The following is a 21,428-nucleotide window of genomic DNA, read 5'->3' on the forward strand; positions in this document are numbered from 1 at the left end:
GCTCCTACTAACTCGAACTCAATAACGTTACTGAGTGTAGCTCAATAGCCGGTAAGATAGTGCCATGAGTTCCCGCACCGACCGCCGCCCTCGGCAACGCCTGGATACTCAGCAGCGCCGTGAGGCCATCTTGGCCGCCGCCGGACGCCTGTACGCGGTCGCGCCCTATGCCGAGGTGTCGGTGGCCCAGATCGCTGAGGCGGCCCAGGCGTCCCCGGCGCTGGTCTTCCACTACTTCGGCAGCAAGGCTGAGTTGTTCGCGGCGGTGGTGGCCGCCTCGATCGAGCAGTTGCGCACAGAACAGACCGCCGCCGACGCCGCACTCTCCCCCGGCGTCCCGGCCCGGGACCGGGTCCGCGCGTCGCTGCTGGTCTATCTCGATCACATCGCCGACCATCCCGCCGCGTGGGCGGCGCCGTTCGGCGGGGCCGGCGAGCCGGCCGAGGCCGTCCGCATCCGGCACGCGGCGCGGACCGGCTACGTCCGCGCATTGGCCGACCTGCTGCCCCCCGACACCGTCCGCCACGAGTACGCACTGTGGGGCTACTTCGGGTTCCTCGACCAGGCCTGCCTGCGCTGGGTCGACCTCGGCTGCCCGGACGAGCAGCGCCACTCACTGGTGGATGCCGCCCTAGGCGCTCTGGAAGGCGCTCTGGGCGACTGGGGGCGCTGAATTCAGGCCAGTGCCGGCTCGGCCGCCTTCGCGGCCCGTACGGCCGGCGCAGTGGCCAGCCAGAGCACCGCAGTGAGCACGGCCAGCACCCCGATGCCGATCAGCCCCATCGGTGCGGCCAGCAGCGGATGCCCGCCGGCGGTGACCACCCAGAAGAAGCCGACTACGCCGTTCAGCGCGCCATGGAACATCGCCGGGGCCAACAGGCTGCCCTGCCACTGGCGCAGCCGCCACAGCAGGAAGGAGACCACGACGTTCCAGGCAACCATGAAGCCGACCCCCAGCACCGCGTACCCCGGGTAGCCGTGGCCGAGCAGTACCAGCGGGGCGTACCAGAGCCCGGCCAGGATGCCGACGATCAGGTTCATCCAGAAGCTGCCCAGTGGGCTGAGCTCGTCAGCCAGCCACCCGCGCCAGCCGTACTCGGCGCCGAAGGCGAAGCCGCCGTTCACCGTGGCCGCCGCAAGCAGGGTCGCAGCTACCGCAATCGCAAGGAAGCCCCACAGCCCAGGCGTCACCGCGCTCAGCGCGGCAACTCCGGCGGCATCGGTGGACGACTGCCGAGTGAGCAGACTGGAGACGATGTCCGGCTGGCTGAACAGGACCGTCCCGGCGTCCGGCATTCCGCGCACGTTGCCCGCCAACCAGGTGACGCCGACCAGGGCTAGGACCAGGACGACCAGGCCGATCGCCGTGATCCCGATCAGGGACAGCCAATGCCGCCACCAGCCGGAGCTGAACTCGGCGCGCAGCCGGTCGTCGGCGGAGTCGCGGCGCTCGAGGATCCGGGCCGCCACCAGCGGCGCGGGCAGGAAGACGACGGTCAGCAGGACTGCGACCCACCACGGAGCAGCGGACGGGTCCAGCGACCGCTGTCCCGCCAGGTACAGGCCGCCGGCCACCACCACTGCCCAACCCAAGGTGATCGCATAGAACAGGCCGATCCGACCCCAGCGAACCTGCCGCAACTTCGTCATGAGCCCAAACCTAGCCGGGATCCTCAGCAGTTCGGTGTCGCCGTCGATCCTCGCCGATCAGCGGCGTGGCGGCGGCACCTTGGTCTTGGTCCGCTCGGTCTTGGCCGAATCGAGCTCACGCTGAGCCGCCTCCGCCTCGGTCCGCAGGTCCTCCACGTTGAAGGACCCGCGCAGACCGACGAAGGTGACCACGATCAGCAGCGCCGACCAGTAGGCCGGCCAGCCCAGGATCACCGGAGCGCAGATCAGGGCGACCATGTCGATGCCACGCAGCAGGTTGAAGATCAGCGCCGGCGGCACCGCACCGTTCTGGGTGGCCACCATCGGCGCGCCGAAGTCCACCCGCTTGGCCGTCACCCAGCGGACGCCGCCGAGCAAGCCGGCCGCACCGGTGATCAGGGCCGCGATCAGCCCGTCCTCGAGGCTGCGATCGGCGCCGGTGCCGGCCACTCCCACGAAGGCCGGGACGGCTGCCAGCGCCCAGAGCAAGGCCACGGCGGCCGGGACCGCCATCGACGCCGTGCGCAAGGAGGCGGTCTTGAACGGCAACCCGCGGGCCAGGCCGCCGGTCCGGCTGAGCACCCGCAGGCTGCCCAGGAACGGGATCATGGCCGCCACCAGGGCCAGTCCGGAGATCAGCGGGTTCAACTGGCTGAGCCGCAGTGCGTCCACGGCGTAGGGGACGAAAAGGCTCACCGCCAGCCCGATGAACATCTTCGGGTTGCGGCGCAGCCGCTCGGCATCGCGCCAGATCAGCGCGGTCAGGCCCAGGCCCCGTCCGCGCGTCGGCCGGACGTGGCCGATCGCGGCGGCTCGCCGCTCCACCAGAATGTCGCGGATCAGTCCGAAGTCGAGGGCGAACATGGCCCCCTGCATGCCGCTGACCAGGGCGCCGCCGGACGCCAGTCGGGTCCGCCGCAGTTGGTCGAGCCGGCGCAACGCCAGGATCAGCCAGAAGGTGCCGGCCGCCAGGGCCGCCACGGCCACGCCCAGGAAGACCCAGCGCGCCGCATCGATTCCGGACAGCGCCTCGGCCGGCACCTTGTCGGCAGCCACGGCCACCACCAGGGCGATCACAGCCAGCGCCGCGGCACCGGTCAGGTTCTGTAGCAGCATCAGCAGTCGGGATCGCTCGCTGGCCTGCTGGGCCGCGGAGAAGGCGACCAGCGCCGCGCTCCCGGCAGCGGCAGCCAGCGTCCAGATCCCCACGGCCGGCCAGTCCATCCCGGTCAGCCCAGCCACCAGGCCGGTGATCAGGCCCGGGAACAGGAAGGCGGCCACCAGCGGCACCACCAGTCGCCCACTGAGCAGCCGGCGCCGATCCAGCGGTGCGTCCAGCAGCCAGGAGCCCTCCGCGGCCGAGACCAGTACCGGCCCGAACAGCCGGGCCAGCCCGAGCACCACGGCGTAGTTGCCGAGCAGGACCGCGGTGGGCAGCAGCAGGCGGCTGCTGGCACAGGCACCGGTGGTGCAGCCGGCCATCCCCTGCTGGGCGCTGAGCACGCCGGAGGTGATCATGGCGCCGAGCATCAAGATCGTGAAGACGGTGACGTAGCCATCGGAGATGGCCTGACCGAGCGTCCGCGTTGCTCGGCCGTGCCGCCACAGCTTCATCAGCTCATGGAGTTCCTCGGCTTCGACCGGCTCCGGCTCGACGTCGGGCAGGAAGAAGAACTCGCGCTGCACCGGCACCGGTGCCGGAGTCGGCTCAGCCACGTCCGGCGCGACCGGGCCGGACGGCTTGCCGGCCGTGGGCTTTCGGGTTCGTTTGGCCACGTCAGGCCTCGACCCGGGCCCGGTCTCCGAGTCGAATCACCCGGGTGGCCACCTTCTCCACCAGGCTCGGCTCGTGGCTGGCCATCACGATGGCCAGCCCGCGGTTGCGTTCGGCCACCAGCCGGTCGGCCAGCCAGGCCACGCCTTCGACATCGAGCCGCTGCTCGGGCTCGTCCAGGATCAGCAGTTTGCGGGGACGGACGAACGCCGTGGCCAGGGCCAACCGGCGTCGCTCGCCCGAGGACAGGGTCGGCGGCAGCTGACCGGACTGGGCGACAAGTTGCACCTCGTGCAGTACCTCATCAACCGCATGATCGGGGTCGGGGACGCCATGTGCCCTGGCCAGCAGGTCGAGATGCTCGACCACGCTCAGGTCGGGGAAGAAGTCCAAGTCGTCGATCACCGCGGCCACATCGCGACGGATCTGCGGGTTGGTCTCGCTGACCGCCACACCCTCGACCTGGATGGTGCCCGAGTCGGGGCGATCCGCACCGACCAGGCAGCGCAGCACGGTCGATTTGCCGGCGCCGTTGCGTCCGGTCAGGGCGATCGCCTCGCCTGCGGCGACTTCGAGATTGAAGCCATCGATGATCACCACCGGCCCGAAGGCCTTTTTCAGCGCGGTGACCTTGAGCACCGGAGTCCGTCGAGCCATGGGGATGATTCTCCCGCATTCACCAAGCCCCGCCGTCCACCGACCGCCGGCGGGCCGCCCTGACGGCGCTGCCCTCCGGTTGCTACCCGTCCACACGGCCGCGCTACCCGTCCGCCGCGAAGCTACCCGTACAGCGGTAGCACCGTCACCGAAGCGGTAGCACCGGGCCGTACTGACGGCGCGCACGGGCCGTGGAACGGGCACCGAGGCGGACTTCGACGCCCGCCGGAGCGCCCGATAAGCATCATGTCGGTGAGGCGTGGCAGGCTATGGGACGTGCATGCAGCGAACCAGGTCCGGGCCGATCTGATGCGAAAGCGGGCCGAAGTCGCCCAGATGTTCGACAAGGTGGCCCCGCGCTACGACTTGGTCAACGATCTCCTCTCCGTCGGCCAGGACCGCTACTGGCGTACTCAGACGGTCGCCGCGGTGGCCGGCCTGCCCGGTGAGACAGTGCTCGACCTGGCTGCCGGGACCGGAACCTCCAGCCGTCCGTTCGCCAAGGCCGGAGCCGTGGTGGTGGCCGCCGATCTCAGCGAGGGCATGCTCACCGTGGGCAAGCAGCGAGTGCCCGAGCTGACCTTCGTGAATGCCGACGCCTTGCATCTCCCGTTCGCCGATGACGCCTTCGACGCGGTCACCATCAGTTTCGGGCTGCGCAACGTCGAGGACGTTCCGACGGCGCTGGCCGAGTTGCACCGGGTCACCCGGCCCGGTGGACGGATCGTGATCTGCGAGTTCTCCACCCCGGTGTGGACGCCGCTGCGCGCCAGCTACCGCGGCTACCTCGGCCAGGTCCTGCCCAAGGTGGCCCGGCTGGCCTCGTCCAACCCGGTCGCCTACGACTACCTGGCCGAGTCGATCCTGGCCTGGCCCGACCAGCAGTCGCTGGCCGACCTGATGCACGCCGCCGGCTGGCGCGGGGTGGGTTGGAAGAACCTCACCGGTGGGATCGTTGCGCTGCACCGGGCACACGCCTGATGGAGTTCACGCTCGACGCGTACGCGGCCAGGAGTTGCCCGGTCAAGACCCATCACGCCTTCCATCCGGGCATGGTGCGATCCGATGAACCGATCAACATCCCCCGGCTTCCCGGCGCAGCCGAGTTCAGTGCAGCGGCCATCGAGCGGCTGAAGGCCGGCGCGGCCCAGGTGGTCGACCTGCGCATCCCCGAGACGCCGGGCAGCGAGGCCGAGGAAAAGGCCTGTCTGGCCGCCATGGACGCCGGTGCCGACGTGATCATCGGTGGGCTGCTCCCCCGGGACTGGGCCGGCCATCGCCAGGGACGTCCCGAGCTGCTGGTCCGCGACCCGGCCGGCGGCTACATCCCGGGCACCATCAAGTTTCAGCGGGTGGTGGACGCCCGCAAGGACGATCAGCCGTTCAGCTACTCCACCCTCGATGACCTGACCGTCCGGCGGACCGGCACCGGCTGGCGCTACCGCTGGCATTGGCGCTGGGCCAATGCCGTGCAGCTGGCCCATCTGTGGCGGCTCCTGGAGAGCCTGGGCCGGGCGGCGGCCGGCGGCCCGCAGGGCCTGGTGGTCGGCAACGAGGTGAACTGCGGCGAAGGCCCGTTGGCGGTCTGGCTGGATCTGACCGAGGCCTGCGTTCCGGCGCCGGCCGCGCTCGCCGGCTCCAGCGACGGGCCGCGTTCAGTGAGCGCGCTGGAGCGCTACGACGCCGAGTTCGCCGATCGGGTCGGCCTGGCCGAAGCAGCGGCCGCCTCCACGGCCGGCGATCCCCCGCTGCTGGCCCCGGTGGTGAACCACGAGTGCGGCTACTGCGCGTGGTGGACGGTCTGCCGTCCCCAGCTCGACGACGACGACCTCAGCCTGCGGATCAGCAAGTCGCCGCTGGACGCTCATGAGATCACCGTGCTGCGCAGCTCCGGGATCGTCACGGTCCGGGACCTGGCCGCGGCCGACCTGGACGCCCTGCTGCCTGACTACCTGCCGCGAGTGCAGCACCGGTTCGGCGCAGAGGATCGGATCCGGCTGGCCCAGCGTCGCTCTCGGCTACTCCACCACGGACGCCAGCTGGACCGGCTGACCACCGGCCCCATCGAGCTGCCCAAAGCCGACCTCGAGATCGACATCGACATCGAGACGTCCCGGGAGGATCGGGTCTACCTGTGGGGTTTCTGGGTCGACTCCGGCGACCAGGAGCCCTACTACCGCAGCTTCGCTGGCTTCGAGGACCTGGACGAGGAGCAGGAGCAGGCCCTGGCCCGGTCCGCCATGAGCTGGCTGCGCGAGCTGGTGGACGGACGCGCCTCGCTGGTCTTCCACTACTCCGACTACGAACTGATCCGGCTGCAGCGGCTGACCCGGCCCGGCGACGACGTCCTGGAATGGGCCAATGGCTACGCCAAGGACCACTTCATCGATCTGTTCGCCCTGGTCCGGACGCACTTCTTCGGCGCGAACGGACTCGGCCTGAAGGTGGTCGCCTCGGCCGGAGCCGGCTTCCACTGGCGCGATGACGATCCCGGCGGCCTGAACAGCATGATCTGGTTCGACGAGGCCGTCCATGGTGCCGACCCGACCGCCCGCGAGCAGGCCAAACAGCGAGTTCTCGACTACAACGAGGACGACGTCCGGGCCACCTGGGCGCTGCGCGGCTGGCTGCGCCAGCAGCACTGATCAGCCCAGCAGCAGCCAGAGCCCGGCCAGCGCTACGAACGCGGTGATCAGCCGGTCGAAGGTGACCTGATCGATCCGGGCGATGGTCAGTCGGCCCAGCCAGGTGCCCAGCAGCACCACCGGAACCAGGACCGCGGCCAGCACGGCCGTGCGCGGAGAGATGATTCCCAGGCCGATCGAGACCGGCAGCTTGGTCAGGTTCACCGCGAAGAACAGCCACGACGTCGTGCCCAGGAAGCGCCACTTGTCGTACTTGGCAGCGAGCAGGTACAGGCTCATCGGCGAGCCACCGGCATTGGCCACCATGGTGGTGAAGCCGGCCAACGCTCCGTAGCCACGACCCACCCAGGGACGGTGTGCAGCCAGCTTGTCGGGCCAGAAGCCGGCCACCAGCAGGGTCAGCACGATCACTCCGATGGTCCGCTTGAGGACCAGATCGTCAACCCAGCGCAGGAAGCCGGCACCGACCCCGATCCCGACCAGGATCGGCAGCACCAGCCGGCCGATCAACCGCCAGTCGACGTTGTGGCGATAGGTCCACACCGCCACCACATCGCCGGTGAGCAGCAGCAGGAGCATGAAGCCGGTGGACTCCTTGGTGGGCAGCACCATCGCCGAAGCCACCACGGCGATCATCACCACTCCGCCGATCGCAGTCTTTCCGAAGCCGACCAGCAGGGCGGCGCCGATCAGGACTAGCCAGGCCCAGCCGGGCAGTCCCGCCAGGGTCTGGGTGATCAGCTCCATCGACTAGCCGGCGGACGGACCGGCGGCCAGCCGGGCGTCCAGGTCGGCGCGGCCGGTGCGATCCAGGCCGACCACCAGCACCTCGAGGCCACTGATCGGGGCGGCCAGGGCGGCGGCCAGGTCGTCCGGATCGATCCGGCGGGCCGGAACTCCGTAGCCACCGGCCAGGGTCACCGGGTCGAGGCCGGTGGGGGTGGCGAAGACGCGCTCGAAGGCCTGGGCGAAGGCCGGGGCGCCGTACTCGAGAGTGGCGAAGATGCTGCCGCCGGCGTCGTCGGCCACCACGATCCGCAGCTCCGGACGGGGCTCGTCCGACCCGATGGCCAGCGCGCCGACATCGTGGGTGAAGGCCAGGTCGCCGCACAGCAGGACGCCGGGCCGGCCACCGGCCAGGCACAGCCCGATAGCGGTCGAGATCGTCCCGTCGATGCCGCTGAGCCCGCGGTTGGCGTAGCTGAGCAGGGCGTCCGGACGGATCGAGGCCAGGTCGGCGTCCCGGATCGGGTTCGAGCTGGCCAGGATCAGCAGTGCATCGGACGGCACCGAGGCCACCACGCGGTCGGCCAGCTCGGGGCCGGTCAGCGTGCCGACCTCGGCCAGGGTGGCGGTCACGTGTTCCTGCCGCAGCGCATCGGCCGCCTGCCAGGCGGCCAGCCACTCGGCAGGGCCGGGCTCGACGGTGACCGCGGGGGCCACCAGCCGGGCCTGCCAGCCCGGATCCGGGAAGTCGGAGCGGTCGCTGACCACCACGATCTCGACGTCCGGGCGAGCCAGCAGCGCGCTCACCGGACGGGACAGCGTCGGACGCCCGAAGACCAGCACCCGCTGGATGGCGGCGCCCAGGTCGGTGCCCAGCAGCAGCCGGGCCGTACGGATCGCGTTCGGGCCGGATCGGGCATTGCTGGACGGCTCGGCCAGCAACGGCAGCCCACAGCTCTCGGCCAGCGCGCGGGCGGCGGCTCCGACGGACGGACTCGCGTCCCCAGCCAGCACCACGGTGCGCGGAGTACCCGGCAGCGCCACCGGCTGAGCGATCGACCGGCCCGGCGTCACCAGCGGAGCAGGCAAGGCGGCCGGCCAGGCGCGAGGCCCGGCCGACGGCACCAGCGGCACTCCGAGTTCGACATTCAGGTGCACCGGTCCGGGGTCTCCGCCGAGTGCTCCTTCGGCCAGGACGGCCGCCCGGGCCGCCTGAGCCTGCCAGGAAGCCGCCGGTGCGCTCGAGGCCACCCGGGCCCGATAGCGGACGAAACCAGTGAACAGGTCGGCCTGCTCGGTGGTCTGGTTGGCACCGAAGCCGACCAACGACGCCGGCCGGTCGGCGGTGACCACGATCAGCGGGACGGCCGAGTGATGCGCCTCCAGCACGGCTGGGGCCAGGTTCGCGACGGCGGTTCCCGAGGTGGTGATCACTGCGGCCGGGCCGCGTCCGGCCTTGGCCAGGCCGAGGGCGAGGAAGCCGGCCGTCCGCTCATCCACCCGGACGTGCAGGCGCACAGCGCCGGCCCGATCGGCCGCCTGAGCCACCAGGGCCAGCGGCGCGCTGCGCGAGCCCGGGCAGAGCACCAGCTCGCGGACGCCTTGGGCGACCAGCTGGGTCAGCACCGCCTCGGCGCAGGCGTAGGAGTCACTCATCGATCGCTCCGCTCGCTCGGGACAGTCGGGCCAGCCAATCCTCGGTCACGCTCGGTTCGGCCCGCCAGGGGCCATTCTCGTCCACCACGACCGGACGCACCGCGATCCGGCCCTGCACGGCGCGCAGCGGCTCGGCAGTCACGTCGGCGGTGAACATGGCGGCGGTGTTCAACCCGCAGGCATAGGGAAGCTCGGGCAGGGCGGCGGCCAGCGCCACCCCGGCGGCCAGTCCGACCGAACTCTCCAGCGCCGAGGAGACCACCACCGGCAGCCCCAGCCGCTCGGCCAGCTCCAGACAGCGCCGGACGCCGCCCAGCGGCTGCACCTTCAGCACCGCCACATCGGCGGCCTGCAAGGCCACCACCCGCTCCGGGTCACCGCTGCGCCGGATCGACTCGTCGGCGGCGATCAGGACGTCCACTCCACGACGGGCCAGCAGCAGCCGCAGCTCGGCCAGCTCCTCGGTGCTCGCACAGGGCTGTTCGGCATACTCCAGTCCGACCCGGGCCAGCTGCGCCAGCCGGGTGGCCGCAGTCTCGACGTCCCAGGCGCCGTTGGCGTCCACCCGGATCCGGCCGGACGTGCCCAGCGCGGCCCGGACGGCCTCCACGCGGGCCAGATCGTCCTCTGCCGACTGGCCGGGATCGGCGACCTTCACCTTCGCGGTGCCGCAGCCCGAACCGGCCACGATGTCGTAGGCGGTCTGCGGGTCGACGGCGGCCACGGTTACGTTCACCGGGACGTCCGTACGCACCGGAGCCGGGAAACCCTCGGTGAGCGCCTCCTGGGTGGCCAGCCACCACTGGCCGGCTTCGCGCGGACCGTACTCGGCGAACGGACTCCACTCGGCCCATCCGGCCGGGCCGCGCAGCAGCAGGCCCTGCCGCACGGTGATCCCGCGGAATCGGTGCCGCAGTGGCAGCGCGTAGGCGACGGCGTCCATCAGCGGGCGATCAGCAGCCCGACGGCGAGTCCGGCGGCGCAGGCCAGTTCGGCCAGCCCGGTCTGCTTCAGCACCGGGATCAGCCGCGGCCCGCGCACTCCGGAGATCACCTGGATCACCGGCCCGACCAGGGTGATCGCCATCAGCAGGCCGAGCAGCGCCCACCAGCTGCTGGTGGCGGCCACGCCCAGCACGGCCAACGTCGAGAGGCCGAGCAGGGCCAAGAAGAAGGCCCGAGTGCCCCGATCCCCCAGCTTGGTGGCCAGGGTGAGCTTGCCGGCCAGCCGGTCGGTCTCCAGGTCGCGCAGGTTGTTGGCCACCAGGATCGCGCAGGCAAGGGCGCCCACGGCCACGGCGGTCCACCAGCCCGAGATCGGCACCCAGCCGAGCTGCAGGTAGACGGTGCCGCCGACCGCGACCAGGCCGAAGAAGACGAAAACGAAGACCTCACCCAGGCCCAGGTAGCCGTAGGGGTGCGGGCCGCCGGTGTAGAACCACGCCGCCGCGATCGCCGCAGCACCCACCGCGAGCAGCCACCAGTCACCGGTGATCCAGACCGCGGACAGCCCGGCCACCGCGGCCGCCGCGAAGCAGCCGAAGGCGGCCACCAGCACCCGCTTCGGCGCAACCAGCCCGGAACCGACAAGGCGCAGCGGGCCGACCCGGTCGGCGTCGGTGCCGCGGATCCCGTCGGAGTAGTCGTTGGCGAAGTTCACGCCCAGCTGGAGGGCCAGCGAGACCACCAGGGCCAGCGTTGCCAGCACCGGGTCGAAGCCGCCGGCGAACCAGGCGACCCCGCTGCCGGCCAGCACCGGAGCGATGGCCGCCGGGAGGGTCCTCGGCCGCGTGCCTTCGATCCAGTTGCTGATTGTGGCCATGCTCACCCTTCGTCCTGCCAGGCGGCGATGAGGCCGGCCCGGTCGATCTTGCCCGTCGATGTGTACGCCAGTTCGGCCACTCGCCGCAATTCCTTGGGCAGCCCGGCCCGTCCCAGCCGGGCGCGCAGCCGGTCCCGCAGGACGTCCAGACTCCACCCGCCCGTGGTCACCGCGACCACCCGGACGCCCCACTGCCGGTCGGGGATGCCGAGCAACACCACCGGTCCTTCATCGGGCCCGATCAGCTGGTCGACCAGTCGCTGGGCCGCGGCCAGATCGACCTTCTCGCCACCGCTGATCACCACGTCGTCGAAGCGGCCGAGCACCTCCAGCCGGCCGTCCGGGTCGAATCGGCCCCGGTCGTTGGTCCAGACCAAGTCGCCGTCCAGGACGTCCGCGGTCAACTCGGGACGCAGGCGGTAGCCGGCGAAGACCATCGGCCCGCGCAGCCCGATCCGCTCCTGGGCCAGTTCGACGCCGACGCCATCCAGAGGGACGCCGTCGTACACGCAGCCACCGCAGGTCTCACTCATCCCGTAGGTGGCCACCAGGTTCACCCCGGCGGTCAGCGCCGCCTCGCGCAGCCCGTCGGGGACGGCACTGCCGCCGACCAGCACGCCGGCGTAGTCACGCAGCCGGGCAGTCTGCTCGGGACGGGCCAACACCCGGTGCAGCTGGGTGGCCACCAACGACAAGTAGCTGCGCTCGCCGGGTGCGGGCAACTCGTCCAGCTCCGGGGAGGCGAAGCGCAGGCCGCGTCCGGCCACCACCGAACGCACCACGGTCATCAGGCCGGCCACATAGTGGGTGGGCAGGGCGCAGACCCACTCCCCTGGGCCGCCCAGCCGCTCATGCGTGACCCGGGCGGAGAACTCCAGCGCTGCGCCGGTAAGAACCACCGCCTTCGGATCGCCGGTCGAGCCCGAGGTGGCCACCACCGCAGCCGCACCGGGCTCGGTCACCGGCAGGTCGGGACGGATCGCGGCCAGGGCGGACTCCGGCGCTCGCGGGGTCACCGGCGGCCCTCCGGCCAGCGCGGCGGCCAACGCGGCGGCCAACTGATCGTCCTCGGCAACCCGCAGCAGCACCATCCCAGGCTAGTCAGTGCCCGGCCAAAGCCCTGCATCAGCAAGCCGCAGGCGTCCGCTACGCAAGACCCGGCGCCTGAACGTAGCCTGAGAGACTCTCATGTGCGAGAATCGCCGACGTGCCAGGGAAGTTCCGGACGGCCATTCTCGCGCTTGCCACCGCGACCGGACTGGCCTGCGGGCTGCCGGCCTACGCGGCCCCGATCCTGGACACGAGTTGCGGCTCGACTCCGGCCATCACCTACACCAACGAGGCCGCCGCCTACCGCGCCCATTTGCTCTCCGCCGAGCAGGCCGCCATCGCTCAGCACGTCGCCAGCCTGGAGGCCCAGCACCAGCAGAAGGTGAAGGAACTGGGCTACGAGCCGGGCACCACCGACCCGCGCGCGATCGCCAGCCAGATGATGCTCAACTGGTACGGCTGGGGTGCCGAAGAGTTCTCCTGCTACGACAAGATCATCACTCAGGAGAGCCGCTGGCAGGTCAGTGCTGACAACCCGCACTCGACCGCCTACGGCATCCCGCAGGCGCTTCCCGGCAAGCGGATGGCCGCCTACGGCGCCGACTGGCGGACGAACCCCGCCACCCAGCTGGCCTGGGGACTGAACTACGTGAAGACCCGCTACGGCACTCCCTGCCAGGCCTGGTCGTACAAGCGAGCCCACGGCTGGTACTGATCCAGCAGAGACAGCCTGACCCACCAGACGCAACGAGGCCCCGTCCGATCGGACGGGGCCTCGTGCTGTGTCTGACTACTGGTGCGGTTCGACCGGCGGGACGATGCCGTCCTCGATGGCCCGGCGGAACAGATCCAGCTTGCTAGCGGCCGGCCGGTTCACGTTGGTGTACTTCACCCGGATCCGCTTCAGGTACTCCTTGACGCTGTTCTCGGTGATGGTCAGCCGCTCGGCCACCTCGGGCACCTCGAAGCCACCGGCGTAGAGCGCCAGCACCTCGCGCTCGCGCGGACCGAGGTTGGCAGCCACGTAGGAAGCGTCGCCTTCGATTGCGGCCAGGATCTCCTGGCTGATCACCACCTGGCCCTCGGAGACGGCCTCGATGGACGCCAGGGTCACCGCGAGCGGCTCGGCCTTTCGGCAGACCCCGGCGGCGCCACCGGCCAGCGCCCGGCGGAGCAGGCGGACATTGTCGGCGATCGAGTAGACCAGCACCTTGTAGCCGGCGTCGATCAGCCGCTCGGTGTTGTCCAGCGGGTCGGAGCCGTCATCGAGCTGCAGGTCGAGCAGCACCACATCGGCAGGGACGTCCTGCGCCAGGAACTCGTCCACGGTGCCGGCACCACCGACCAGGGTCACCTGGTGACCGGGGTTGGCTTCGAGCGCGGCGGCCATTCCAATGCGAATGGCCTCGTGGTCGTCGATTACGGCGGTGTTGATCATGTGCCCCTGCCTACTTTGTGCTTGCCTTGCCGCTTGCGTCCAAGCCGATGAGCTCGCTGCTGCCATCCTCGCGCACAGCGAGAACCGTTACCACGTCCTCGTAGCCCTCCGGGGCAGCTCTGGCAACCACTCTCTTGGTTGAGCTGTCGGTCAGCAGACGACCGAGGTGGCGAGTCAATGCCGTGCGAACATCTTCGGGAAGTCTAGTGCCCCGGCTATCCACCAACCGGACATCCACACCACGTCCCCGGGCGACTTCAATGGCGTCCGAGGTGAGCTCGGTGACCAGGTTGCCGGCCCGCATGGCATCGCGCAGCCGACTCTCCTGGGCCAGGCAGTTGGCCCGCTCCTCTGCGGAGAGCACATAGTCGGGGTCGGCGATCCGGTTCAGCAGCGGCCCGACCTGGGCACGCAGCTGGGTCAGCCAGACGTCCCGGAGCACCATCTTGGAGAAGCTCTGTGCGATGGCCTTGTTGGCCTGGGCCGACGAGCGCCGCGAGGTGTTCATCCGGTCGCCCATGTCGATCAGCCAGGCCTGCAGCAACTGCGCGACCAGCATCCAGGAGAACGGCCCGAAGCCGACCCGCAGGGTGTCGCCCACGTCCAAGCCGCGACTGATCGCCCAGACCGCCGACACCAGGGCGTACAGCACCACCCCGGCCCAGGCGATCCGTTCCTGTCCTCTGACCAGGACGGCCACCAGCAGGACCATCACCACGGTGCTGTGCCAGGTGGCGTAGCCGGGCCAGTAGCCCTGCGGCAGCACCGATTGGACGATCAGGGTCAGCGCCAGCAGCATGGCCACCACGGCACTGGCTCTACCCACGCCGATCGGGTGTTCCTCCGAGTGCCACAAGGTGGCCGCCGTGGCGATCGCGGCCAGCGCCTGGGCCACGAAGACCGGCCAGACCGCGGTGACCTGATCCAGGCTCGTCCAGCCCAGCAGGAACTGCAGGGCGACCAGCACCCAAACCAGGCGGACCAACATCGGACGGGACAGGTCGGGGATGTCCGGCATTCCGCGCCGCGGACGCCGCCCCGGAGTCGCATCGGACTCGGTGGCGACCAGCTCTTCGGTGGGCGTCCAGGTCAAGGTGACCACGGTGCCCTCGCCGGGCGCCGAGCGGATCTCGGCATGTCCGCCGATCGCCCACATCCGGTAGACCACCGACACCTGCAGGCCGAGCCGACGCTTGGGCACCAGATCGGGGTCGAAGCCGATCCCGTCATCGGCGATGGTGATCTCGACCGCACCGTGGGCCGGGCTGGTCAGACTGACCTCGACCTTCTCGGCCTGGGCGTGCTTGGCGACGTTCAGCGCCACCTCACGCACCACCATGCCCAGCGTGCTGGCCACCGGCTGCGGGACCAGGATGTCCTCGAGTTGGGAGGTGAATCGGGACTGCGGGACCAGCGTGGACACCACATCGCTGACCAGCCAGGTGAGCTGATCACCGGTCACTGGTAGTCGGGCTTCGGTGGGCGCCTCGGCTTGGGCCAGCCGTTCCACCGCCTTCTGCGCCTGTTGGGCCACCGCCTGGTCGTCGGGGTGGTTCGCGGCGGCGACCAGGGTGGTCATCACTTCATCGTGGACGATGCCGTCCAGCCGATGCCGCTCTTCCAGCAGCGCGTCCTCGATGGCGGCGGCGGTCGCCTCACGACGGGAGTTCTCCTCGATCTCGTCCAGGTCTTTGAACGAGTTGCCGACCACGCCCAGCGCGACGATCACCACCGCGGCGTTCATCACTAGGACGATCATGTCCTGTACCGCGCCGAGCAGCGGTGCGCCTTGTCCGGACGGGGTCATCCGGATCACCGCGAACAGGACTCCGGCCACGATCGCATAGCCCAGGCCCCAGGCCGTCCCCATGGTCACGGCCAGGCAGATGGACGCCACCCCCAGGCACATCCAGATCCACGGGCTGCTGGAGGCCGGCGAGCTCGACTGCCATGCCCACGGCCAGGTGATCAGGCCGACGGTGACCAGTACCACATAGCCGAGTGCCCACAGGTTCAGACTGCGACCCAAGAAGCTGAAGACCATCATTCCCAGGCTGGCCACGATGATGCCGCCGCCCACCACAGCCAGCCACCAGGTGGCCAGGTAGGGCACCTGGCCGGCTGCGGCGAAGGCCGCCGGAATCAAGGTGCCCAGGCAGAACAGGGCGACGCCGCGCTCCACCCAGGCGGAGAGCTGCGAGGTCTTCAGACTGAATTTCAACGGACTACCTACCTGGTCCAATCCACCAGCTGTGCGGCGTCGTGCTCACCCTGCGGCCAGACTGCTCTCTCAATGCCCGCGGCGGCAAGAGCCTTGCGGCAGCCCGGGCACGGTGGATCGGTGATGTAGGCGGTGGCGCCCTTGGTGTCTCTGGTGGCGAACAGCAGTGCGTTCACCTCGGCGTGGATGGCGATGCAGAACCCTGGCGTCCCCGGACGGTCGTAGTCACCCAGGCCGGGAATCTGGTCGTAGCTGAGCTGTCCACGCGGGCAGGCGCCCTCCAGGCAGTCCGGGTGACCCGGCGCAGCCCCGTTGTAGCCGGTGGCGATGATCCGTCGATCGAGCACCAGAACCGCACCTACTCGGCGCCGGGTGCACTTGGCTCGGGTGGCCACTGCGGAGGCGATATTGAGGAAATACTCGTCCCAGCTGGGCACCGTCACTGAGGACATCCCCCTCCTATCTCACCGTGGAATTAGCACAGACCTGCTCAGAGGGTATCTCGCGAGAGCTACGTTCTAGCCGAGGTAGTCGTTGCTCATTGCCAGTGTCGGATCCTGGGTGGTCTGGGTCAAACCGTTCGTCCCCATGAACTGAGCCATCTTGGTCCACTGGGCCGGGTCCAGCCGTCCGTTGATCACGCCGTCCGCACCCTTCCACAGCGGGACCGTGGCAGCCAGGGTCGCCTGCGCGGCGGCCTTGGTGTCAGCGGCGTCCAGCCCCGGAATGTAGCCGGCGGACGCGCTCAGCGCCGCAGCCTGGTCGGCCACCACGGCCTTGACTCCGGCCAGGGTCCCGGCCACCACCGAGCGGACCACCTCCGGGTGCGCCTTGGCGTAGGCACCGGTGGTGATCAGGCTGGCCCCGACCAGCGGGACGTCACTGTTGCTGATCGGCAGCGAGCGCGCGGCGAAGCCGGACAGCGCCGACTGGACCAGGTCGTTGTTGGAGAAGCCGACGATGGCGTCCACCTTGCCGCTGCGCAGCGCAGCCTGTTGGGTGTAGCCGATCTCCTTGATCTGGACGTCGGGCTCGCTCAGGCCGGCGCTACGCAGGGCCACCTGGAGGCCGAACCAGCTTTCCCCGTACTTGCCCGGGATGCCGATCGAGCGCCCCTTCAGGTCGGCCAGGCTGGTGATCGGCGAGCTGGCCGGCACGATCACCACCACCGGGTAGCTGCGGTAGTAGGCCGAGACCGCGACCAGGTCCATCCCCTGCGAGCGGGCCTGCAGCATCTCGTCCGCGCCGGCCACCACGAACTGCTCCTGGCCGGCGACCAGGGCGGTGAACAGCCCTTCGGAGGCGCCATGGTGACGCAGCTCGGCGCTCACGCCGACCTTGGTGAAGCTGCCCTGGGCCTCGGCCACGTAGAACGGGCTGAACTGGACGTTCGGAATGTAGGTCAGCCCGATCGTGGTCGTGGGCAGCGCGGCGGTGCTGCTCGGGGTCGGAGTGGACGCCGGAGCCGAGCAGCCACCGAGGGCGAGCAGGGCGGCGACCAGGGTGGCCAGGACGGACGTACGCATGAGTTACCTTTCAGGACCTGCGGAAGGAGTCGATCACCCGGGAGTTGCGCTCCCATTGGTGGATCAGGGAGTAGGCGGCCGAGGCGATCAGGGCCAGCACGATCACGGTGGCGATCATTCCGGCGGTATCGAAGAAGTCGCGCTGGACGGTCAGGACGGTGCCCAGTCCGCTGCCACCCATCACCATCTCGCCGACGATGGCGCCGGTGACCGAGAGGGTGACGCCGTTGCGGACGCCGCCGAGCACCGAGGCCAGCGCCATCGGGAACTCGACCTGGGTGAGCAGCTGCCAGCCGCCGGCCCCGTCCATTCGGGCTGCGTCGACCACGTCGGCGTCCACGTGGCGCAGGCCGATCACCGTGGAGATGAGGATCGGGAAGAACACGATCAGCGCGCACAGCACGATCACCGAGCCCAGCCCGTAGCCGATCCACAGCACCAGCAGCGGCGCGATCGCCACGGCCGGGATCGCCTGAGTGGCGCCGAGGAAGGGGTTGATCGCGGCGGCCGCCCATCGCGAGCGGTGGATCAGTGCGGCCATCGGCAAGGCCACAGCTGTGCCGAGCAGAGCACCACCGAAGGCCTCCAGGACCGTGGTACCGAGGTAGCCCCAGTAGGTGGGGTCGACCAGGAAGCCGGCCAACCGGCTGAACACCGCGCCCGGTCCGGGCAGCAGCGGGGACGCCTTGACGCCGGCTGTCACCAGCCAGCCGACGATCAGCAGCCCCCCGAGGGCCACTGGAGCTGCGATTTCGCGCTTCACCTATTCCTCCGCCTCAGCTTCGAGGCGGTGGGATGCGCAAACGGGTCGCCAACGCGAATATGCGTGGCGACGCCGCGTGCTGCCTCCCATCCGGACTTTCACCGTCGGTCTCGGAGTTTCACCGAGTCAACCGCTCCTGCAAGCAGGAACGGGTCGCGGACTATCACCGCCGGTTCGGACTTACACCGACCCCGGAGCACGTTCGGGACCGAGTCTAGCGCTTCGTCGACGGCGTTCCTCACAGGTGTGCCGACATCCGGTCTTAACCGTGGTGTAGGAGACTTTCCTCGGGTCGGGCAGGGCCGGCCCTGAACCGAAAGGACGCAAGGATGCGGATCGCCGTACCCGCCGAGGTCAAGAACCACGAATATCGGGTGGCCATCACTCCCGTCGGTGTTGCCGAGCTGGTCGGCCACGGACATGAAGTCTTCATTCAGGCCGGTGCCGGGATCGGCTCATCGATCTCCGATGCCGAGTACATCGCCCAAGGCGCCACAATCCTTCCGACCGCAGCCGAGACCTGGGCGATCGGCGAGATGGTGCTCAAGGTCAAGGAGCCGATCGAGTCCGAGTACGGCTACCTGCGCGAGGACCTGTTGCTGTTCACCTACCTGCATCTGGCCGCCGACAAGGAACTGACCGATGCCTTGCTGGCGTCCGGCACCACGGCGATCGCCTACGAGACCGTCCAGCTGCCCAATGGGCTGCTGCCGCTGCTGTACCCGATGTCCGAGGTGGCCGGCTGCCTGGCCCCGCAGGTCGGCGCGCATTCGATGATGAAGGCGCAGGGCGGCCGCGGCGTGCTGATGGGCTGCGTGGGCGGCGTGGCCAACGCCAAGGTGGTCATCCTGGGCGGCGGGACGGCCGGGCAGAACGCGGCCAATGTCGCGCTCGGCATGGGTGCGGACGTGACAATCCTGGACACCGACCTGGACAAGCTGCGCAACACCTTCTGGCGCTACGAGAACCGGGTGCACGGAATCGTCAGCTCCAAGCTGAGCGTCCGGGAGCAGGTGCTGGCCGCCGACATGGTGATCGGGACCGTGCTGATCCCCGGAGCCAAGGCTCCCAAGCTGGTCACCAACGAGATGGTGGCCGCCATGAAGCCCGGCTCGGTGCTGGTGGACGTGGCCATCGACCAGGGCGGCTGCTTCGAGGACTCCAAGCCGACCACCCACGATGACCCGACCTTCCAGGTGCACAACTCGATCTTTTACTGCGTGGCCAACATGCCCGGCGCGGTGCCGAACACCTCCACCTGGGCGTTGACCAATGCCACCCTGGCCTACGCGCTGCAGCTGGCCGGCAAGGGCTGGAAGCGGGCCTGCAAGGAGAATCACGCGCTGGCGCTGGGTCTGAACACCCACGCCGGCCAGGTCACTTACCCCGGCGTGGCTGACGCCTTCGGCCTGGACTGCGTGCGCGTCTCCGACCTGCTCGACTGAGGTGCTGCTTCGACAGCTCCGGCTGGTGCCCGTCGGTTCGGCGGCACCAGCCGGGTTGGTCGATCTGCGGATCGTCGGCGATCGGGTCGCCGAGGTGGCCCCATCGCTGAACCGGCTGCCCGGTGAGGACGAGCTGGACGCCGCCGGCCGCTGGCTGATCCCCGGGCTGTGGGATCAGCACACCCACTTGGGCCAGTGGTCGCGGCAGGGCACTCGACTCGATTTAGCCGGGACCACCAGCCGAGCCGAGGCTCTGGCTCGGGTGCGGGCCGGACTGGGAGCTCCCGGCGAGGTCCTGGTCGGGGGCGGGTTCCGTCCGTCCGCCTGGGCCGAGCCGCCGAGCACCTCCGCCTTGGACGAGGCCAGCGGCGCTCGTCCGGTGGTGCTGGTCAGCGGGGACGCGCATTCGGGCTGGCTGAACGCGGCCGCGCTGCGTCGTTTCGGGCTGGCCCCTCGCGACGGCCTGCTGCGGGAGGCCGAGTGGTTCGATCTGCTGCCGGCCGTGCTGGCCGCAGAGGACGCCCAGGTCGGGCCGTCGGCCTATGCCACAGCGATGCGGTCGGCCGCTGCCCGTGGCGTGGTCGGCATCGTCGACTACGAGTTCGAGCCGGGCTTCGTCCGCTGGCCGGCCCGCTACCGCCAGGTCGGAGTCGGCCTGCGGGTCCGGACGTCCACCTACCCGGTCGATCTGGACCAGGCGATCGCGGCGGGCCTGAAGACCGGTGACGTCATTGATGGCGAGCCGCTGCTCACGATGGGCGCGCTGAAGATCATCTCCGACGGCTCACTGAACACCCAGACCGCACACTGCCGCCAGCCGTACGCCGACGGCGGGCATGGCGTGCAGAACGTCCCTGGCCCCGAGCTGGCCCGGCTGCTCGGCCGGGCGGATCAGGCCGGACTACGGGTGGCGCTGCACGCAATCGGTGATGCCGCTGTGCAGATCGCCCTGGACGCGTTCGCTGCCACCGGCGCTGGCGGCAGCATCGAGCATGCCCAGCTGGCCGGCCCCGAGCAGGTAGCCGAGCTAGCCCGACTGGGTTTGGTGGCCAGCGTGCAGCCAGCCCACCTGCTTGACGACCGTGGGGTCACCGAGGTGATCTGGGACGAGCAGCGGGCCGGGCGCAGCTTCCCGCTACGCGAGCTGGCCCAGGCCGGAGTCGAGTTGGCTCTCGGCTCGGACGCTCCGGTGGCGCCGCTGGATCCGTGGCTGGCCATGGCTGCCGGCGTCCATCGCGGCGAACCCGGCGATGCCCCGTGGCATCCCGAGCACGCGCTGACCCCGGCGCAGGTCCTGGCCTCCAGCACCGACGGACGGGGCACGCCGAGCGCAGGTGCGCCGGCCGATCTGGTGCTGCTGGATGCCGATCCGCTGGCCGATGGAGACAGTGCGACCATCGCTCAGCGGCTGAGGTCGATGCCGGTGGCGGCCACCATCGTGGCCGGCCAGGTGGTGCATCAGGCCTGGTGATTTAGCGGTTCACCGCGGGGACGCCGGCGCGGCCGTCCCATGGAAGAAGACGTCCAGCAACTCGGTGACCGCCCGTGCGTCGACGGCGGCCGCCGGCGGGGCCAGGAACGGGTAGAGCATCCCGAGCAGCACCCACAGCGCCCAGTTCGGGTCGAACGGACGCAACTCGCCGCTGGCACTCCCCTGCGCCAGCAGGTCGGCCAACGGCTGCAAGAACCGCTCGGAGTAGGCCTTGCCGAAGCTCTGCCGGTCGTCCTCGTTGAGCCGGACCACGTCGTGGCGGGCCAGCCGGATGATCGCCCGCTGCTCGACCGGCAGTTCGAAGATCTTCCCGATCAGCCAGCGGATCCGCTCCTCCACGGTGCCGGGGCGGGCTCGTCCGGCCTCGACCAGTTCGGCCATCTGGTCGAGATAGTCGGTGAAGATCTGCGCGAGTAGCTCGGCCTTGCCGGCGAAGTGGTAGTACAGCGCGGCCTTGGTGATCCCGCAGGCCTCGGCAATCTCCCGCATCGAGACCCCGTCGTAGCCCCGTTCGACGAACTGAACGGTGGCTGTCTGCAGGATCTGCGCGCGCATGGTCGGACG

The 21,428-nt window shown here is 70.1% G+C and carries 20 protein-coding genes and 1 riboswitch; of the genes, 6 read left to right on the forward strand and 14 right to left on the reverse strand.

Annotated elements, in window-relative coordinates:
* The first annotated feature begins 64 nt into the window (after positions 1–64).
* Entirely contained in the window at positions 65–673 is a 609-nt protein-coding gene (locus ATK74_RS08035) for a TetR/AcrR family transcriptional regulator (RefSeq protein ID WP_098460538.1), read from the forward strand.
* Positions 674–675: 2 nt separating this feature from the next.
* Here ATK74_RS08035 and ATK74_RS08040 read toward each other — a convergent pair whose 3' ends face one another.
* Genes ATK74_RS08040 through ATK74_RS08050 form a run of 3 tightly spaced genes read right to left on the reverse strand, consistent with a single transcriptional unit; the run spans position 676 to position 4,081 of the window.
* Entirely contained in the window at positions 676–1,650 is a 975-nt protein-coding gene (locus ATK74_RS08040; RefSeq protein ID WP_098460539.1) for a CPBP family glutamic-type intramembrane protease, read from the reverse strand.
* A 57-nt stretch (positions 1,651–1,707) separates the two neighbouring features.
* Positions 1,708–3,426: a DUF6297 family protein gene (locus tag ATK74_RS08045; RefSeq protein WP_098460540.1), complete on the reverse strand. Its 1,719-nt coding sequence runs from the start codon at positions 3,424–3,426 to the stop codon at positions 1,708–1,710.
* 1 nt (position 3,427) lies between these two features.
* Complete coding sequence (locus tag ATK74_RS08050) at positions 3,428–4,081, reverse strand: ABC transporter ATP-binding protein (RefSeq protein ID WP_098460541.1); 654 nt, start codon at positions 4,079–4,081, stop codon at positions 3,428–3,430.
* A 246-nt stretch (positions 4,082–4,327) separates the two neighbouring features.
* On the opposite strand from ATK74_RS08050, the gene ATK74_RS08055 reads away from it, so the two are divergent.
* Entirely contained in the window at positions 4,328–5,062 is a 735-nt protein-coding gene (locus ATK74_RS08055) for a demethylmenaquinone methyltransferase (protein ID WP_098460542.1), read from the forward strand.
* Positions 5,062–6,726, forward strand: a complete 1,665-nt coding sequence (locus ATK74_RS08060) for a TM0106 family RecB-like putative nuclease (protein ID WP_098460543.1) — start codon at positions 5,062–5,064, stop codon at positions 6,724–6,726. Before ATK74_RS08055 ends, ATK74_RS08060 begins: the two co-directional genes overlap by 1 nt.
* On the opposite strand, the gene ATK74_RS08065 is transcribed toward ATK74_RS08060, so the two are convergent.
* From ATK74_RS08065 to ATK74_RS08085, 5 genes are read right to left on the reverse strand one after another with little or no spacing between them, the layout of a single operon-like run.
* Positions 6,727–7,473, reverse strand: a complete 747-nt coding sequence (locus tag ATK74_RS08065; protein WP_098460544.1) for a sulfite exporter TauE/SafE family protein — start codon at positions 7,471–7,473, stop codon at positions 6,727–6,729.
* Positions 7,474–7,476: 3 nt separating this feature from the next.
* Entirely contained in the window at positions 7,477–9,108 is a 1,632-nt protein-coding gene (menD, locus tag ATK74_RS08070) for a 2-succinyl-5-enolpyruvyl-6-hydroxy-3-cyclohexene-1-carboxylic-acid synthase (RefSeq protein ID WP_098460545.1), read from the reverse strand.
* Positions 9,101–10,051, reverse strand: a complete 951-nt coding sequence (locus ATK74_RS08075) for an o-succinylbenzoate synthase (RefSeq protein WP_098460546.1) — start codon at positions 10,049–10,051, stop codon at positions 9,101–9,103. The genes menD and ATK74_RS08075 overlap by 8 nt, the downstream gene beginning before the upstream one ends.
* Complete coding sequence (locus tag ATK74_RS08080; RefSeq protein WP_098460547.1) at positions 10,051–10,929, reverse strand: 1,4-dihydroxy-2-naphthoate polyprenyltransferase; 879 nt, start codon at positions 10,927–10,929, stop codon at positions 10,051–10,053. The genes ATK74_RS08075 and ATK74_RS08080 overlap by 1 nt, the downstream gene beginning before the upstream one ends.
* A gap of 2 nt (positions 10,930–10,931) precedes the next feature.
* A complete protein-coding gene (locus tag ATK74_RS08085) occupies positions 10,932–12,017 on the reverse strand; it encodes an AMP-binding protein (RefSeq protein ID WP_169923778.1) in 1,086 nt (361 codons plus the stop codon).
* Positions 12,018–12,136: 119 nt separating this feature from the next.
* On the opposite strand from ATK74_RS08085, the gene ATK74_RS08090 reads away from it, so the two are divergent.
* Positions 12,137–12,694 carry an aggregation-promoting factor C-terminal-like domain-containing protein gene (locus ATK74_RS08090; protein WP_098460549.1) on the forward strand — a complete coding sequence of 186 codons (558 nt, stop codon included), beginning with the start codon at positions 12,137–12,139 and terminating at the stop codon, positions 12,692–12,694.
* 75 nt (positions 12,695–12,769) lie between these two features.
* Here the strand turns inward: ATK74_RS08090 and ATK74_RS08095 are convergent, their stop codons facing one another.
* The 5 genes from ATK74_RS08095 to ATK74_RS08115 all read right to left on the reverse strand — a co-directional run bounded on the left by ATK74_RS08095 (position 12,770) and on the right by ATK74_RS08115 (position 17,927).
* A complete protein-coding gene (locus tag ATK74_RS08095; RefSeq protein ID WP_098460550.1) occupies positions 12,770–13,417 on the reverse strand; it encodes a response regulator transcription factor in 648 nt (215 codons plus the stop codon).
* A 10-nt stretch (positions 13,418–13,427) separates the two neighbouring features.
* Complete coding sequence (locus tag ATK74_RS08100; protein ID WP_098460551.1) at positions 13,428–15,638, reverse strand: sensor histidine kinase; 2,211 nt, start codon at positions 15,636–15,638, stop codon at positions 13,428–13,430.
* A gap of 8 nt (positions 15,639–15,646) precedes the next feature.
* On the reverse strand, positions 15,647–16,090 hold the full coding sequence (locus ATK74_RS08105; protein ID WP_098460552.1) for a deoxycytidylate deaminase: 444 nt from the start codon (positions 16,088–16,090) through the stop codon (positions 15,647–15,649).
* Between the two features lie 66 nt (positions 16,091–16,156).
* Positions 16,157–17,164 carry an ABC transporter substrate-binding protein gene (locus ATK74_RS08110; protein ID WP_098460553.1) on the reverse strand — a complete coding sequence of 336 codons (1,008 nt, stop codon included), beginning with the start codon at positions 17,162–17,164 and terminating at the stop codon, positions 16,157–16,159.
* 10 nt (positions 17,165–17,174) lie between these two features.
* Complete coding sequence (locus ATK74_RS08115) at positions 17,175–17,927, reverse strand: ABC transporter permease (protein WP_098460554.1); 753 nt, start codon at positions 17,925–17,927, stop codon at positions 17,175–17,177.
* A 73-nt stretch (positions 17,928–18,000) separates the two neighbouring features.
* Positions 18,001–18,130, reverse strand: a riboswitch (FMN riboswitch).
* Between the two features lie 126 nt (positions 18,131–18,256).
* Here ATK74_RS08115 and ald point away from each other — a divergent pair.
* Both ald and ATK74_RS08125 read left to right on the forward strand, forming a co-directional pair.
* Positions 18,257–19,372: an alanine dehydrogenase gene (ald, locus tag ATK74_RS08120; protein ID WP_098460555.1), complete on the forward strand. Its 1,116-nt coding sequence runs from the start codon at positions 18,257–18,259 to the stop codon at positions 19,370–19,372.
* Between the two features lie 25 nt (positions 19,373–19,397).
* Positions 19,398–20,843, forward strand: a complete 1,446-nt coding sequence (locus ATK74_RS08125; protein ID WP_245840843.1) for an amidohydrolase — start codon at positions 19,398–19,400, stop codon at positions 20,841–20,843.
* Between the two features lie 9 nt (positions 20,844–20,852).
* On the opposite strand, the gene ATK74_RS08130 is transcribed toward ATK74_RS08125, so the two are convergent.
* Complete coding sequence (locus tag ATK74_RS08130) at positions 20,853–21,419, reverse strand: TetR/AcrR family transcriptional regulator (RefSeq protein ID WP_098460557.1); 567 nt, start codon at positions 21,417–21,419, stop codon at positions 20,853–20,855.
* Positions 21,420–21,428: the final 9 nt, after the last annotated feature.

Source organism: Propionicimonas paludicola (assembly GCF_002563675.1).
Classification (GTDB): Bacteria; Actinomycetota; Actinomycetes; order Propionibacteriales; family Propionibacteriaceae; genus Propionicimonas; species Propionicimonas paludicola.

Coding starts and splice junctions, on each gene's coding strand:
- menD (WP_098460545.1), bottom strand. CDS start 9,108: ATGAGTGACTCCTACGCCTGCGCCGAGGCGGTGCTGACCCAGCTGGTC.
- ATK74_RS08065 (WP_098460544.1), bottom strand. CDS start 7,473: ATGGAGCTGATCACCCAGACCCTGGCGGGACTGCCCGGCTGGGCCTGG.
- ATK74_RS08130 (WP_098460557.1), bottom strand. CDS start 21,419: ATGCGCGCGCAGATCCTGCAGACAGCCACCGTTCAGTTCGTCGAACGG.
- ATK74_RS08095 (WP_098460550.1), bottom strand. CDS start 13,417: ATGATCAACACCGCCGTAATCGACGACCACGAGGCCATTCGCATTGGA.
- ald (WP_098460555.1), top strand. CDS start 18,257: ATGCGGATCGCCGTACCCGCCGAGGTCAAGAACCACGAATATCGGGTG.
- ATK74_RS08075 (WP_098460546.1), bottom strand. CDS start 10,051: ATGGACGCCGTCGCCTACGCGCTGCCACTGCGGCACCGATTCCGCGGG.
- ATK74_RS08055 (WP_098460542.1), top strand. CDS start 4,328: ATGTCGGTGAGGCGTGGCAGGCTATGGGACGTGCATGCAGCGAACCAG.
- ATK74_RS08110 (WP_098460553.1), bottom strand. CDS start 17,164: ATGCGTACGTCCGTCCTGGCCACCCTGGTCGCCGCCCTGCTCGCCCTC.
- ATK74_RS08050 (WP_098460541.1), bottom strand. CDS start 4,081: ATGGCTCGACGGACTCCGGTGCTCAAGGTCACCGCGCTGAAAAAGGCC.
- ATK74_RS08035 (WP_098460538.1), top strand. CDS start 65: ATGAGTTCCCGCACCGACCGCCGCCCTCGGCAACGCCTGGATACTCAG.
- ATK74_RS08105 (WP_098460552.1), bottom strand. CDS start 16,090: ATGTCCTCAGTGACGGTGCCCAGCTGGGACGAGTATTTCCTCAATATC.
- ATK74_RS08040 (WP_098460539.1), bottom strand. CDS start 1,650: ATGACGAAGTTGCGGCAGGTTCGCTGGGGTCGGATCGGCCTGTTCTAT.
- ATK74_RS08060 (WP_098460543.1), top strand. CDS start 5,062: ATGGAGTTCACGCTCGACGCGTACGCGGCCAGGAGTTGCCCGGTCAAG.
- ATK74_RS08080 (WP_098460547.1), bottom strand. CDS start 10,929: ATGGCCACAATCAGCAACTGGATCGAAGGCACGCGGCCGAGGACCCTC.